The organism is Nostoc sp. PA-18-2419, assembly GCF_005869855.1.
Lineage (GTDB): Bacteria > Cyanobacteriota > Cyanobacteriia > Cyanobacteriales > Nostocaceae > Nostoc.
In genome coordinates this window covers 16,821-33,016 of record NZ_SZNH01000039.1, presented here as the reverse complement: position 1 = coordinate 33,016, position 16,196 = coordinate 16,821, and the positions used below count along the sequence as shown (strand labels likewise).

Annotated in this window: 6 protein-coding genes and 1 riboswitch; of the genes, 3 read left to right on the top strand and 3 right to left on the bottom strand. The window is 41.6% G+C overall.

The window, feature by feature from the left end; all coding sequences use genetic code 11:
* Positions 1 to 266 precede the first annotated feature (266 nt).
* Positions 267 to 2,765, top strand: a complete 2,499-nt coding sequence (gene ptsP, locus FCR06_RS27005; RefSeq protein WP_189523595.1) for a phosphoenolpyruvate--protein phosphotransferase — start codon at positions 267 to 269, stop codon at positions 2,763 to 2,765.
* Between the two features lie 255 nt (positions 2,766 to 3,020).
* Here the strand turns inward: ptsP and FCR06_RS27000 are convergent, their stop codons facing one another.
* The 3 genes from FCR06_RS27000 to FCR06_RS33050 all read right to left on the bottom strand — a co-directional run bounded on the left by FCR06_RS27000 (position 3,021) and on the right by FCR06_RS33050 (position 5,343).
* Positions 3,021 to 3,218 carry a hypothetical protein gene (locus FCR06_RS27000; RefSeq protein WP_138505261.1) on the bottom strand — a complete coding sequence of 66 codons (198 nt, stop codon included), beginning with the start codon at positions 3,216 to 3,218 and terminating at the stop codon, positions 3,021 to 3,023.
* A 68-nt stretch (positions 3,219 to 3,286) separates the two neighbouring features.
* Positions 3,287 to 4,558 carry a glycosyltransferase gene (locus tag FCR06_RS26995; RefSeq protein ID WP_138505260.1) on the bottom strand — a complete coding sequence of 424 codons (1,272 nt, stop codon included), beginning with the start codon at positions 4,556 to 4,558 and terminating at the stop codon, positions 3,287 to 3,289.
* Between the two features lie 162 nt (positions 4,559 to 4,720).
* Positions 4,721 to 4,933, bottom strand: a riboswitch (cyclic di-AMP (ydaO/yuaA leader).
* A gap of 242 nt (positions 4,934 to 5,175) precedes the next feature.
* Entirely contained in the window at positions 5,176 to 5,343 is a 168-nt protein-coding gene (locus FCR06_RS33050) for a hypothetical protein (RefSeq protein WP_223280312.1), read from the bottom strand.
* Between the two features lie 390 nt (positions 5,344 to 5,733).
* Here FCR06_RS33050 and FCR06_RS26990 point away from each other — a divergent pair, with 390 nt between their 5' ends.
* Both FCR06_RS26990 and FCR06_RS26985 read left to right on the top strand, forming a co-directional pair.
* The gene (locus tag FCR06_RS26990) at positions 5,734 to 10,215 is read left to right on the top strand and encodes a DUF4347 domain-containing protein (RefSeq protein ID WP_138505257.1); all 4,482 of its coding nucleotides are present in this window, start codon (positions 5,734 to 5,736) and stop codon (positions 10,213 to 10,215) included.
* A 415-nt stretch (positions 10,216 to 10,630) separates the two neighbouring features.
* Positions 10,631 to 16,030, top strand: a complete 5,400-nt coding sequence (locus FCR06_RS26985) for a Calx-beta domain-containing protein (protein WP_138505255.1) — start codon at positions 10,631 to 10,633, stop codon at positions 16,028 to 16,030.
* Positions 16,031 to 16,196 lie beyond the last annotated feature (166 nt).

The window sequence follows — 16,196 nt, the reverse complement described above, 5'->3', positions numbered from 1 at the left end:
TAATATTGTGGCGAGACAATCTTGATGGCGATGTCTCGATTAAGTTGTACTATGGGAACAAACTTATCCAAAACATTTCTTCTTGTACTGCTAGCGATGGGGTTTATGAGTGGAGACCACGTATTTCTGTAAAAGAGGGCTATTTTATTCGAGTTTTTAGCTCCAAAGACGGGAATATTTTCGGGCAGTTGGATTGTAGCAAAATGGGAAAATGAAATGGATAACTGGCTAATCACAAACCTTTCAATTAGATTGGCGGTGTGGCAGTGGTCGGAATTGTCATAGTTTCTCACAGTAAACAATTAGCTCTCGGTGTGCGGGAACTCGCCATACAGATGGTTCAGGGTGAAGTGCCGATCGCTATTGCAGCAGGTATTGAAGATCCTGAAAATCCTTTGGGTACAGATGCCATCCAGGTTAGTGAGGCGATCGCCGCTGTTTTCTGTGAAGATGGTGTTTTGGTGTTAATGGATTTGGGTAGTGCTTTGCTGAGTGCAGAAATGGCACTGGAGTTTCTTTCAACAGCACAACGGCAAAAAGTATATTTGTGTGAAGCGCCTTTAGTGGAAGGTGCGATCGCTGCTGTGGTGGCTGCGGCGGCTGGTAGAGATATTCAGCAAGTGATGGCAGAAGCACGGGGTGCATTAGTAGCAAAAGCAACTCAATTAAGTGGAGTTAGTAGTCCGTTGTCGATTGGGGATAGCAACATCTCAACATCGCATCCAGAATCTCCCCCTAGAGAAATCCATCTAATTGTCAGCAATCGCTTAGGATTACACGCTCGTCCCGCAGCCCAGTTTGTGGCAACCGCAGCTCGGTTTCAATCTCAAATATTGGTACAGAATTTAACTAAAAATACTCAATTAGTCCGAGGTGACAGTATTAACCAAGTCACAACTTTGGGCGTGCGTCAAGGACACGAATTGCTGATTACTGCTAGCGGCTCTGATGCAGATGCAGCACTAGCAACATTGCAAGTATTGTTTGCCACTAACTTTGGAGAAGATAATACTGCTGTTAATTATCCAGCAGTTTGGCAAGACGAAGTTACCCCAGCAACTAAGGGCGAACTTTCGGGAATTCCGGCTTCTGGGGGAGTGGCGATCGCACCCGTTGTTCATTATCAACCCACTCAGATTTCGTTTACGCAATACAACGTAGATGATGTTGAAACAGAGTGGCAACGGTTACAGGCAGCAATTCAGATTGCCCGACAACAAATTCAGGCGGTGTTCTCCCAAGCATCTTTTCAAATTGGTGATGCTGAAGCCGCCATCTTTGATGCTCAATTACTATTTTTAGAAGATCCAGTACTTTTAGAAGCAGTTCATGAGTATATCTTAGAACACCAGATTAATGCCGAAGCTGCTTGGCAAGCCGTAGTAGATCGAGTGGCGTCTTCCTACCACACACTTGAGGACTCTTATTTGCAAGAGCGAGTTGACGATGTTGTGGATGTGGGGCTTCGGGTGATGCGATTACTAACTGGGAATGCCCCTGCCGACTTGCATCTTCAAGAACCAGCGATTTTAGTAGCCAGCGATTTAACGCCTTCGGATACCGCTGGACTAGACCGGACAAAGGTACTAGGAATTTGTACAACTTCTGGTAGTGCCACTTCCCACAGTGCAATTATCGCTCGCACCTTGGGTATTCCCGCGGTTTTGGGAGTAGATGCCGAGGTATTGCACTTGGCAGATGGTACGCTGATGGCACTCGATGGTGAAAGCGGCAAAGCTTGGGTAGAACCAAACTCACATATCCGAGAACAGCTTCAAGCAAAGCGAGAAGCTTGGCAAACTGCCCAACAGCAAGCACAAACCACGGCACACCAGCCAGCAATTACTCGTGATGGTCGCCAAGTTGAGGTTTTTGCCAATATTGGTAGTATCAGTGATGTGCAAGTTGCTGTAGCTAACGGTGCCGAAGGTGTAGGACTACTCCGCACCGAGTTTTTGTATTTAGATAGAACCAGCGCCCCGACTGAAGAAGAACAATTAAGAGTGTATCAAGCGATCGCTGAAGTTTTAGATAATCGTCCGCTGATGATTCGGACTTTGGATATCGGCGGTGATAAACCACTTCCATATTTCAGGGTAGAGTTTCCGGAAGCCAACCCATTCTTAGGTTGGCGGGGAATTCGTTTTTGCTTGGGTCATCCAGAACTTTTCAAAACTCAGTTGCGGGCAATATTGAGAGCTAGTGTCGGACACCAAATTAAAATTATGTTGCCGATGATTGCCACTGTAACCGAAGTGCGTGCGGCTAAAGTAATTCTGGGTGAAGTGCAAGCTGAACTACATCAAGCTGGTATCCCCTTCGATACAGCAATAAAAGTGGGGATTATGATAGAAGTGCCCTCAGCAGTGGCGATGGCTGAGCAGTTAGCTGCTGAAGTAGACTTCTTTAGTATCGGTACCAATGACTTGAGTCAATATATTATGGCAGGCGATCGCACTAACCCACGTGTGGCAAATTTAGTTGATGCCCTACATCCAGCAGTGTTAAGGATGGTACAGCAAACTGTTCAAGCTGCCCATGCGGCAGGAATTTCTGTCGGGTTATGTGGTGAATTAGCAGCAGATCCTTTAGCGACACCAATTTTATTAGGTTTGGGGCTGGATGAATTGAGCGTTAATCCCCAAAGTATACCTGCAATCAAACAAGCGATTCATCAGTTAAGTTTAGGAGAAAGTGAGGTGATCGCGGCATCAGCATTACAACAAGATTCCGCAGCACACGTTAGAGAGTTAATTTCAACATAGATATAGATCCCAAATAGGTTCTAAAGTAGAAGGGACATTCCATTAGACTTATTTGTAAAGGGTAAACGCTGATGATAAAAGGATTTAAGCGATTATATGGTCACGTGCGATCGCTATGATTGACCAGTGAAATTTTTTAATCTCCTGATTTTTGCCTCTTGCTGGGTGGACATATTGTCCGCTTTTGGTTAAAGACAAACTAGAGACTCACCCCGCAAGAAGTAATTGGGTATTTTTGATGTGGAAGTCCCTAATTTAGGTTGCCTGTGTCAGCATCCAAGTAGAATAAGTATCTTCCACAAATCTGCTTTGACGAGGAGTTCCTTGAGACTTGCTGATTCTAACTTTTAGGGTGGTTACGTAAACTCCATCCATTAACTGATGTCCATAACCTAAAACTTGACCAACCTGCCCTGTTTTTCGATGCAAAGCATAATCTCCAATGTTTAGCATGGTTTTAACTCCCTAATTAACCAGGTTGAATAGTTAAATCAGTTACTAGTTATATTGATAACTATTGATTAAGCTGCAATCTGAGGTCGGTTATTGGATGCGGTTTGAGCTAGAAAATGAGTATAGAGTTGAGTTAGTCGGAATGCCACACTATACCAACTAAAGGCAATTTCTGTACGTTGCTGAGCTGCTTCACCTAACTGGTCTCGCCATGTTGGGCTAGTAATAATGCGGTCTATTGCACCAGCAAAAGCTACTTCATTTTTAGGGGGTACAAGTAACCCTGTGACTTCTGGTACAACAGTAAATTGCAATCCACCAACATTACTAGCGACCACTGGAGTCTTACTGGCCATTGCTTCAATGGCAACTAAACCAAAAGGTTCATAGTGACTCGGTACTACACAGACATCGGCGGCAGCGTAGTATAAGGGAAGGACAGTATCATCTAAGCGACCGGCAAAGGTTGTACAATTTTCTAGTCCGAGTTGGGTGACAATGCTGGCAATGCGATCGCGTTCGATGCCATCACTTTGATGGGGACGGCTACCACCCCCAATTACTAATTGGAAGTTAGCTTCATTTCTGAAACTAGACTTGGCAACGGCTCTGACTAAGGTTTCTATTCCTTTACGGCGGTCGAAGCGACCAACGTAGAGAACTATCTTGGCATCTGGTGCAATTCCTAATTTTTCGCGCGCTACAGACCGCTGAGCTTCTCCAAATTTGTCAGTATCGGTGCCACAGGGAATCATCTCAATCTTCCCCTTGCTAGAAACGAGTACCCGCATATGCTTTTGCTCTTGCGGACTCGTAGCAACCACACAGTCTACAGTTTCTAAACAAGCTTTTTCTACAGCTAATCGTTGAGCAGCAATTACCGGAACATCACCAATACTTCTGTATTTGACCGCTCCTAAAGAGTGGTAAGTGTGTACCTGAATCAAGGGTTGCAGCTTTTTCAATTCCATACCAACCCAAGAAGACAACCAATAGTTGGTATGAATTAGGGAGTAACCGAACCCTTGGTGCTGCTGGAATTGTTGAAATTCTTGAATGAATTCAGGTAAGTGCTCAAATAAGTTATCTCGCCCGATAAATTCAGCTGGGCCAGCTTTTAACCGAATAGTACGACAGTTTGGGCTGTGTTGAACGATCGCAGCTTGTTGGGGACTACTACGACGAGTCAACATATCCACTTGCCAACCAAGCTTTGCTAGTGCATAACCTACTTGACGCACATATACATTTTGACCTCCAGCTTCTTCTTGACCAATTTCAATAGCTGGGTCACCATCAACAGAAATTAGGGCAATTCGATGTTTGTTATTCTGGAACATGGTTGAACTTTACCTCAAGGTAAATAATCCTGCCTCAAACGCCAGAAATAAAGGTAATATTAATCCTTTCTTCAAGGCCAAGGGCAAGTACAACTAAGTGCAAAGTTACCAGCCAAAGGACACTGACGAGAACAAGACATTACTTGTAAGAATGCTGCTCGTTCAGTCTCCCCTCAATGCCGACGAAGTTAGCTGACGGGCTAAGACTGAGAGATGTCCTTCTTGAGAAAGTTATGAGTTGCAAGTTATGAGCTATTTATTTAGTAACTTTAAAACTCCTCATTTTCTGCAAGATACGCCCCAAAGTTGGTTCCTCCGCTCCGGTTTACCGTTAAAAAAGTTTTTAGGTAATAAAGTGGATTAGGCAGACTGATTTAATTTTCTTCAAAGTTTATAACGTGTGTTCATCAACCATGTCAACAGTATGAACAAAAAAAGTGTGATGGGTATAAAGTGACTCAGGATTGGCTATCGGGGGATTAAACATTAACGTGAACCTGAGTTTCATAGGGATTCAAAGAGCGCCTAAATGGTTTTTTATTCTTCCAAGATTATAGATTTGCCATTCTTAAAAATAAGCTTATTGGTTTTTCACTAAATTTAGATATTCAAATAGTTTAGCGTGCTAAAAAATAATTCTGTTTCTTAACATCCATCACGGGCGATCGCCCAAAAAATGGTAAGAAAGCGTACATTGTCAAATCAAATGGCATTAACACAACTTGTGCATAAAATTTAGCTCCTGTGGGGTGGGCTGGAAACACAGCCCGGATAGGTGTCCTCACCTATCCCATAATCAAACCATAATCCAACATTTTAGCCTTAACACCCTACTAAGTATATTTTACACAATTAAATATGACTTTTAGACCATTTATTTTCAAGATACCTTAATTATTACAGTAATAATACTGTAGGAATTATTATATTTTTAGCCTAATTTTGTACTGAGTTATGATATCAAACTTTTTTATTTTACCTAAGTAAAAAGAGGTTAAATTATCAATTTTATTCACCGATGGAAGCGAATGTTTAAGCATTTGCTTCCTGCTTATTGCAGGGTGACTAAAGTCATCAATTTTGAGTTGCCAAATTTTATCTATTACCAATAATCATTGTGCAACTACGAAAACACAAACTTCTAAATCCCAAATAACTTTACAGAGGAACTACAAATGGCAAATCGAAATATTATTTTTATTGACGGAGCAGTTATCGACTACGAAAGTTTGATTGCTGGCATCAAACCTAACACTAGTGTAGTAATCCTTGACTCCACAAAGGATGGAGTAGAACAAATCACTCAAGCTTTGCAAGGTGGCAAATACCAATCAGTTCAAATTATCTCCCACGGCAGCGAAGGTAGTTTGCAACTAGGGTCAACTCAACTTAATGCCAATAATTTGAACTCCTACAGCAATCAGTTGCAACAGTGGAGAGATTATTTAACTGATGATGCCGATATTCTGCTTTTCGGTTGCAACGTAGCATCAGGAGATCGAACTTTTGTACAGCGTCTAAGCCAAATCACAGGCGCAGATGTGGCTGCTTCTGATGACATCACAGGTAATGCCGATTTGGGTGGTGACTGGGATTTAGAAGTGAAGATTGGCTCCATTGAGTCAGACTTAGCCTTGACACCAGAGGTTACAAAGGCTTATCGCTCAATATTACCCTCATTATTTGCACCTGCCACCAACTTTAGCGTAGGAAGCAATCCCCCTTCTGTAACAGTTGGGGACTTCAACAATGATGGCAACTCTGACTTAGCCGTGGCTAACATTAACTCCAACAACGTTTCAGTCCTGTTAGGCAATGGCAGTGGTAGTTTTGGGGCTGCCACTAACTTTGGTGTAGGAAACAGTCCCATTTCCGTGACAGTTGGAGATTTCAACAATGATGGTAACTTGGACTTAGCCGTGGCTAATGCAGATTCCAACAGTATTTCAGTATTGTTGGGCAATGGCAGTGGTAGCTTTGGTACTACCACTAACTTTGGTGTGGGAAGCAGTCCTTATTCCGTAACAGTGGGAGATTTCAACAATGACGGCAACTCTGATTTAGCAGTGGCTAATGTAAATTCCAACAATATTTCAGTGCTGTTGGGCAGTGGCAGTGGTGGTTTTAGTGCAGCCACTAACTTTGGTGTGGGAGACTATCCCTATTCTGTGACAGTGGGGGACTTCAACAAAGACGGTAAGTCTGACTTAGCGGTAGCAAATGCAGGCTCCAATAGTATTTCAGTGCTGTTGGGCAATGGGAGTGGTGGCTTTGGTACTGCCACTAACTTTGGTGTGGGAAGCACTCCCTTTTCCATAACAGTGGGAGACTTCAACAAAGACGGCAACTCTGACTTAGCCGTGGCTAACACTTCCTCCAACAATGTTTCAGTGCTGTTGGGCAATGGTAGTGGTGGTTTTGGAGGTGCCAGCAATTTTAGCGTCGGCAGCAGTCCTTATTCTGTGACAGTGGGAGACTTAAACAATGACGGCAACTCTGACTTAGCGGTGGTTAACGCCGACTCAGACAATGTTTCAATACTTTTGGGCAATGGTACTGGTGGTTTTAATACTGCTACTAATTTTGGCGTTGGAAACACTCCGAATTCCTTGGCAGTCGGGGATTTCGACAAAGACAATGACTTTGACTTAGTAGTGGCTAATTCAGGCTCTAATAACGTTTCAGTGCTACTGAATACAACTTCCAGTGGTGGCTATATACCTCCAAAAGTTAACTTTGGTGCTGCTAGCTATAACACTACAGAAGGTAGTACTGCCACTGTAGTAACTATCGCTGTTACTTTAGACGCCACTCCCAACACTAATGTTACAGTTCCTATTGTTATCAACAACGCTAGTACCGCTACTAGTGGCAATGATTACACTTTTTCCCCTACTAGTCTCACCTTTGCCAGTGGAGCAACAGGTTCAAATTTAACCCAACTGGTAACTTTCACCATTAACCCAGATGATTTACCTGAAAATGCGGAAACGGTTGTACTCAACTTCGGCACATTGACGGGGGCTGTTGGAGGGACAATTACTCAAACTACTCTCAATATTGCTGCTAACGATGCGATTCAATACGCAATTTCCACTAATACCCCAACTTTGACTGAAGGTAATAGCGGTACTAAATCTGTTAGCTTTACCGTCACTCGCAGTGGTGGTATTGGTGTGGCCAGTACAGTAGATTATGCTTTTAGTGGTACAGCAGTTTTCAATAGTGACTATAACAATATTCAAATTACTAATGGTGGAACTGCTTCATCAGGGACTTTAAGCTTTGCAGTTGGGGAAACAACAAAGACAATTACAGTCGATGTTTTGGGTGACAAAACAATTGAATCTGATGAAAACATTATTGTTACTCTAACTAACCCCAATCTTACAACTCCACCAGCAAGTTCCACAATTACTAATAGTTCAGCTCAAATAGACATTATTAACGACGATCAAGTGATTCCTGTACCAACAGTAATCAACGAAATTCTTTTTGATCCTCCAGCTACAGACATCCCCAAAGAATATATTGAACTGCGTGGCACTCCCGGTACGACTCTAGCAGCTGGAACTTATTTAGTTGGAATTGAAGGTGATTCTGGCTCCCCTAATCCTGGCGCTGTTCAAGATATTTTTGATTTGTCTGGTAAGCAATTTGGTAGTAATGGGTTTCTGGTTCTACTGCAAAAAGGCAGTACTTATACAGCCAAACCTGGTGCAAATGTAATAACTAATATTGGAACTGGAGCTGGATGGGGGAACGGAGCCTCAAGTTCAATTGGTCACATGGGTGCAAACGATATCGAAAGTGGATCTGTTAGCTTCTTCCTGATTCAAACTGCCACTGCACCCACCCTTACTAATGATATTGACTCAAATAACGATGGTATTGCTGATGGTAATACTTATTCAAATTGGACTGTGCTGGATTCAGTTTCTGTTTTAGATGGCGGAACTACAGACAAAGCTTATGGCTCGATTGTATTTAGAAAAGGTGCTGGCGGTTCAATTCCAACGAATGCCACAGTTGTTAATACCTCATTTATACCAGGATATGTAGGGCGTTCGGGTGATACCACAGGTTCAACAGCCTCAGATTGGGTGGCAAGTGCAATCGCTGGCACAGCGCCAAATTTGACATTAGGTACTGGTACTAAAACATCATCTGCAAGCTTTGCTGGGCAACCATTAAATCACATTGGTGACAGTAACTTTGCTCCTAGTGCTAATGTCAATTACGCGATTTCAACTGCTAGCCCAACTGTAACTGAAGGTAATAGTGGTAGCAAAACAGTCACCTTCACCGTAACTCGCAGTGGTGATACTACTGTTGCTACTAGTGTAAATTATGCTCTGAATGGGACAGCAACTTTTAACAGTGATTACAATAGCGTTAAAGTTGCAGGTGTCACAGGTAGTTCATCTGGGACTTTAAAATTCGCTGCTGGTGATACAACAAAGGCTATTACCTTAAATGTTGTGGGTGATAAAATCACTGAAGCTGACGAAACTGTTAATCTCAACCTAAGTTATCCCAACCAAACAAGTGCGATCACTCCAGCTACAGTCACTATAGTTGATGATGACAATGCACCTAGTATCTCCATCGCAGATAAAAGCGGCAGTGAAGGCAGCGGCAGTCTTGCTTTTACCGTCAAACTCTCCAACGCTAGCAATAACGTCATTACAGTCGATTACAACACTAGTAACGATACTGCGATCGCACCTGGTGATTACACCCCAGTCACAGGAACCCTGACTTTCAACCCTGGAGTTACTAGTCAAATAATTACCGTACCAATTGTTGATGATTTCGTTGTTGAATCAAGCGAGCGCTTTTTTGTCAATCTGACTAAYCCCACCAATGCCASCATTGCTGAYAACMAAGCTAMTGGTACTATTACTGATGACGATATAGCAGGTTTTACTATCTCTCCCACAACTGCACTAGTAACTAGCGAAGCTGGGGGYASWGCTAATTTTAGTATTCGACTCACTAGTCAACCCACTGCGGATGTCAGCTTAAGTTTGAGTAGTTCCAATCCCAATGAAGGTACTGTTTCAGTTTCCAACGTTACCTTTAATGCAGCTAACTGGAATACACCTCAAACAATTACGGTTACAGGTGTTAATGATGGTGTTGCAGATGACAACACTGCTTACCAAATTATTACTAGCGCAGCAGTTAGTAGTGATGCTAAATATAACAATCTCAACCCCAACGATGTTGATGTCGTTAACATAAAAAATGGCAACCAAGTTAATAGCATTATCACAGGTTCAGCCAAGGCTGATACCTCCTTACAGGGAACTAGCTCAGACGATTTGATTTTTGGCTTTGCTGGTAATGATGTAATTGTTGGTGGAGCCGGAAACGACCAACTTTACGGCGGTTTGGGTACTGATATTCTTACAGGCGGTGCAGGTAATGATATCTTTGTGCTTGCCAAAGGTGAAGGTAGAGATACCATTAAAGACTTCAACACTAGTGAAGATTTGATTGCTTTATCAGGTGGGTTGAGCTATTCAGGTTTGTCTATTACTCAGAGCGGTAAAGATACCTTAATTAAGGTTACTTCCACTAACGAAAGTCTTGCTCTGTTAACTGGAATTACGGCATCCACTTTAAACGCTAACTATTTTATCACTTACTAATACACCACGGCGGTGATAGAGCAGCTATACCCGATTTATTTAGATAAACCGGGTTTATCAATTTTTAACTTCTAGAAAATTAGCACAAAAACACTTTTGGAATAACGCTGATAAATAGCTCAATCCAATTAAATGTGAAATGTCATTATGAGCAAAACAAAGTAAAGCGTTTGCGGACCGTCTCGCAGAGAAGTAATCACCAAGATTTTGTTTCACTTTTTTCAATATTACCCTACTTAGTAACTGACAAATAAAAAAATATCCCAAATTTTTTTGTGGGATGGGTGTCCTCACCGATCCTATATTCAGGGCGGGCTTTCCTGCCCACCCCACAAGAGGGATAACTTATTCTCTGGAAATTCCTTATCTGAAAAATATCTTAATCAATCTATAGTTTTATCAAAGGATAAAAGTTATGAATAAACAGTCAGGAAATAATCATATTAAAAACCAAACTAATTCTCTGAAAAACTTACTGGAAGTAAGCAAAAATATTGTTTTTATAGATAGTGAAGTTATTGATTATCAAAGCTTAGTAGCTGGGATCACACTGGGTAGCGAAGTCGTTATCCTTGACCATAGTCGAGACGGTATAACCCAAATCACTGAGTTTTTGGCAGGATGTAAACCTAACTCAGTTCAATCAATTCACATCGTCTCCCACGGCAGTGAGGGGAGTTTGCAATTGGGGTCAACTTACCTTAGCCTTACTAACCTCAATAGTTATGCAAATCAATTACGAAAATGGGCAAGTATTTTAACTGATAACGCTGATATCCTACTTTATGGCTGTGATGTCGCCAACGGTGAAGGCACGAAATTTGTGCAAATTCTTAGCCGAATTACTGGGGCAGATGTTGCCGCTTCCAGTAATAAAACAGGAAGTGCAGCTTTAGGTGGCGACTGGGATTTAGAGGTGAAGACAGGGAAAATTGAGGCTTCCCTAGCATTTCAACCGGAAGTAATACAGGCTTACAAATCTATTTTGCCAGCTAGTTTTACTGGCACATACTCTCAAAACTTTAACTCGTTAGCTAGTTTCGGAACATCTGTTCCTTGGGTCGATGATTCAACTATTTCAGGTTGGTATGCTACAAGAACAACTTACAACGCTGGTAGTGGCACTAATAATACAGGTGGATTGTACAGTTTTGGTACTAGTACCACTGCTGTAGATCGGGCACTTGGTTCTATAGCTTCTGCTAGTACAGGAACTATTTATTATGGGTTGCGCCTCCAAAATAATACAGGTTCACCAATTACTCAGTTGCAAGTAGGTTATACGGGTGAACAATGGCGTAATAGTAATAATACATCGCCGCAACAGCTGAAATTTAGTTATCAAACTGGGTCAACTCTCACAAGTTTGATAACAGGAACATGGACGCCCGTCACATCGCTAGATTTCACTGGGCCAATTGCAAGTGCAACCGTAGCTGCCCTAAATGGTAATCAAAGTGCCAATCGAGTTGTCATCACACCTGTAACAATTACCTTAGCTACCCCAATCGCTAACGGTGAAGAAATTATATTGCGTTGGGAAGACATAGATGATGGCGGCAACGATCACGGTTTAGCGATCGACGATGTATCTGTCAAAGTGGATAACACCACCTATATAGTCACTAACACCAATGACAGCGGTGCTGGCTCGTTAAGACAAGCTATTATCAATGCCAATAACGATCCAGGGATTGAGACAATCATCTTTGATACGACTGGGATATTCGGTGATGCTACCCCCGACACCATTACCTTGACTTCTGGGGAGTTGAATATTACTGAAGGAGTGATAATTCAAGGAACTGGGGCTAATAAACTCACCATCAGTGGTAACAATGCTTCCCGTGTTTTTAATGCTAGTGCCTCCCTGTCTATTGATGGGTTGAAGATAACTGGGGGAAATGCAGGAAATAACGATGGTGGTGGGATATACAGCAACAGTAGTGTCACACTCAGCAATAGCATCATTTCCAGCAACACCGCCAACGCTGGCGGCGCCATTTACAGCAGTAGTGTCACACTTAGCAATAGCACTATTTCCAGCAACACCGCAAACACTAATGGTGGCGGTATCTACAGCAGTAGCGCCACAATCAGCAATAGCACCATTTCCAGCAACACGGCGAACACCAACGGTGGCGCCATTTACAGTAGTAGTAATCTCACCTTAAGCAATAGCACTATTTCCAGCAATACAGCTAAAACTTATGGTGGCGGCATCTACACTAGCAATGCCACAGTCAGCAATAGCACTATTTTTGGGAATATCGCTGATAGTGATAACAGTGGCCAAGGTGATGGTGGTGGCATTTATAAATATAGCGGCACTGTGAACATCAGCAATAGCATTATTGCTGGCAATATCGATCCTGGTAATCAAGGAGCAGATGTCTATGGTAGCAACTTCAATGGTAATGCTTACAACCTGATTGGCAAAATTACTGGTAAATCATCTGGGACTTTGGGTACGGGTACAGATATTATTAACCCCAACCCTGGACTGAAACCGCTAGGAAATTACGGGGGTTCTACACAAACTCATGCTTTAGACTTTAACAGTCCTGCCAGGAATGCTGGCAATCCCACTTATAGCGGTGGCTTAACTACTGACCAACGCGGCACGGGTTTTAACCGTATTGAAAGCGGCAGACTTGACATTGGAGCATTTGAATATGTGCTGCCAAAAGTTAGCTTTGGTGCTGCTACGTACAATACAACAGAAGATAGTACCGCGACTATAGTAACAATTCCTGTTACCTTAGATGCCTCTCCTGAAACGGCTGTCACAGTTCCTATTGTCATCAAAAATACTAGCACCGCTACTAGTGGCAACGATTACACTTTTTCTCCCACTACCATCTCTTTTGCTGCTGGGGCAACAGGCTCAAATTTAACAAAGCTAATTACTTTTACTATTAACCCAGACGATTTACCTGAGAATGCAGAAACAGTTGTACTCAACTTCGGCACGTTAATAGGGGCTGATTTGGGGACAATAACTGAAAGTACTCTAAATATTGCTGCTAATGATTCGATTCAATATGCAATTTCTACCCCTACCTCAAATTTAATTGAAGGTAATAGCGGTACTCAAGCTGTTAGCTTCACGGTTACTCGCAGTGGTGGTATTGGCGTAGCTAGTACCATAAATTATGCTTTTAGTGGTGCGGCAAGTTTTGGCAGTGACTATAACAATATTCAAGTTACAAATGGAGGAACTACTGCATCTGGGACTTTAAACTTCGCTGTTGGAGAAAAGACAAAGACAATTACAGTCGATGTTTTGGGTGACAATATATTTGAAACCAATGAAGATATTATTCTTACCCTAAGTAATCCAAACCTGACAGCTGCACCAGAAAATTCCACAATTACTAACAGTTCGGCGACAGTAAACATTACCAACGATGACAATCAACCAACTATTAGTATTTCGGATGTCTCACTTACTGAAGGCAATCCAGGCACAACAACTAACGCTAATTTTACTGTAACTCTCTCCAATCCTAGTTATCAGCAAATTACTGTCAATTACAACACAAGCGATGGTACTGCTACTGCTGCTGATTTGGATTATAATTCTGCTTCAGGAACGATTATTTTTAATCCTGGCGAAACTAGCAAAACCCTTAATATTGGTGTTACAGGCGATAACAAATTTGAAACTGACGAAACATTTTCTGTCAATCTTTCAGGTGCGACAAATGCGACCATTACAGATAGTTTAGGAGTTGCTAGCATCATCAATGATGATACCCAACCAACTATTAGCATTTCAGATGTCTTCTTCAATGAAGGGAATACAGGCACAACAACTAATGCTAACTTTGCTATCACTCTCTCTAATCCCAGTTATCAGCAAATCACTGTAAATTATAACACAAGCGATGGTACTGCTACTGTTGCTGATTTGGATTACAATTCTGCTTCGGGAACGATTATTTTTGCTCCTGGGGAAACTACTAAAGTTGTTAGTATTGGTGTCATTGGAGATAACAAATTTGAAGCTGACGAAACATTTTCTGTCAATCTTTTGGGTGCAACAAATGCAACACTTGCAGATAGTTTAGGAGTTGCTACCATCATCAATGATGATAGCCAACCAGCTATCAGTATCTCGGATGCCTCAGTTATTGAAGGTAACACAGGCACAACAACGAATGCTAACTTTACTATCGCTCTTTCTAATCCTAGTTATCAGCAAGTTAATGTAAATTACAATACAAGTGATGGTACTGCTGTAGTTTCTGACTCTGATTACAATTCTGCTAATGGGACAATTATTTTCGCTCCTGGCGAAACTACTAAAATTATTAGTATTGGTGTCATTGGAGATAAGAAATTTGAAGCTGACGAAACATTTTCTGTCAATCTTTTAGGTGCGACAAATGCGACACTTGCAGATAGTTTAGGAGTTGCTACCATCATTAACGATGACAACCAACCAACTATTAGCATCTCCGATGTTTCAGTTGTTGAAGGTAATACAGGTACAACAACTAACGCTAACTTTACTATCACTCTTTCTAATTCCAGTTATCAGCAAGTTACTGTAAATTACAATACGAGTGATGGCAGTGCCAAAGTTTCTGACTCTGATTATAGTTCTGCTAATGGGACGATTATTTTCGCTCCTGGTGAAACTAGTAAAATTATTAGTATTGGTGTTATCGGTGATAACAATTTTGAAACTGATGAGACATTTAGTCTCAATCTTTTGGGTGCGACAAATGCGACACTTGCAGATAGCTTAGGAGTTGCTACCATCATTAACGATGACAATCAACCAACTATCAGCATTTCAGATGTTTCAGTTGTTGAAGGTAACACAGGTACAACAACTAACGCTAACTTTACTATCACTCTTTCTAATTCCAGTTATCAGCAAGTTACTGTAAATTACAACACGAGTGATGGCAGTGCCAAAGTTTCTGACTCTGATTACAATTCTGCTAATAGGACAATTATTTTTGCTCCTGGTGAAACTAGTAAAACTCTTAGTATTGGTGTTGTAGGCGATAACCAAACTGAAAGTGACGAGACATTTTTTGTCAATCTTTTGGGTGCGACAAATGCAACAATTGCAGATAATTTGGGAGTTGGTACGATTATCAACGATGACAACCAATCAACTATCAGTATCTCAAATGTCTTAGTGACTGAAGGTAACACAGGTACAACAACTAACGCTAACTTTATTGTTACTCTCTCCCAACCCAGTTTTCAGCAGGTTACTGTAAATTACAACACGAGTGATGGCACTGCTAAAGTTTCTGACTCTGATTACAATCCTGCTAATGGGACAATTACCTTCAATCCTGGTGAAACCAGTAAAACTATTAGCATTGGTGTCATAGGTGATAACAAACCTGAACCCAACGAGACATTTTCTGTCAATCTCTTGGGTGCTACAAACGCTACAATTGTTGATAACCTGGGAGTAGCTACTATCACTAATGATGACCCTCCACCTGCGATTAGTATTTCTAATGTATCGGTGAATGAAGGCACTACAGGGATGATAACTAATGCTAATTTTCTCGTCACTCTCTCCAGTGAATTTTATCAACGAATAATTGTAAATTACAGCACGAGTGATGGCACTGCCAAAGATTCTGACTCAGATTACAATTTTGGACTGGGGACAATTATTTTCGAGGCTGGTGAAACCAGTAAGGTTATTAGTATTGGTGTTAGAGGTGATAATAAAATAGAACCTAATGAAACATTTTTTGTCAATCTTTATGGGGCGGCAAATGCTACATTCGCTAATAGCCAAGGTGTCGGTACTATCATAAATGACGATCACTAATGTTCTACGCCTTAGTATTTTTTCACGTAATTCTCTACATACATAGCTTCTTGCCAGCACACCTGCTTATCAAACTGTTTGAGCAAGTAATAAATCTTCTAGCAGCTAAAAAATCTGGTTGAATATCGCTAAGAAGTTGAACTATACGCTGTTTTTCTATTTATTT

Excerpts from the sequence above, each read along its gene's own strand:
- FCR06_RS27000 (WP_138505261.1), bottom strand. The coding sequence starts at position 3,218 with ATGCTAAACATTGGAGATTATGCTTTGCATCGAAAAACAGGGCAGGTT.
- FCR06_RS26985 (WP_138505255.1), top strand. The coding sequence starts at position 10,631 with ATGAATAAACAGTCAGGAAATAATCATATTAAAAACCAAACTAATTCT.
- FCR06_RS26995 (WP_138505260.1), bottom strand. The coding sequence starts at position 4,558 with ATGTTCCAGAATAACAAACATCGAATTGCCCTAATTTCTGTTGATGGT.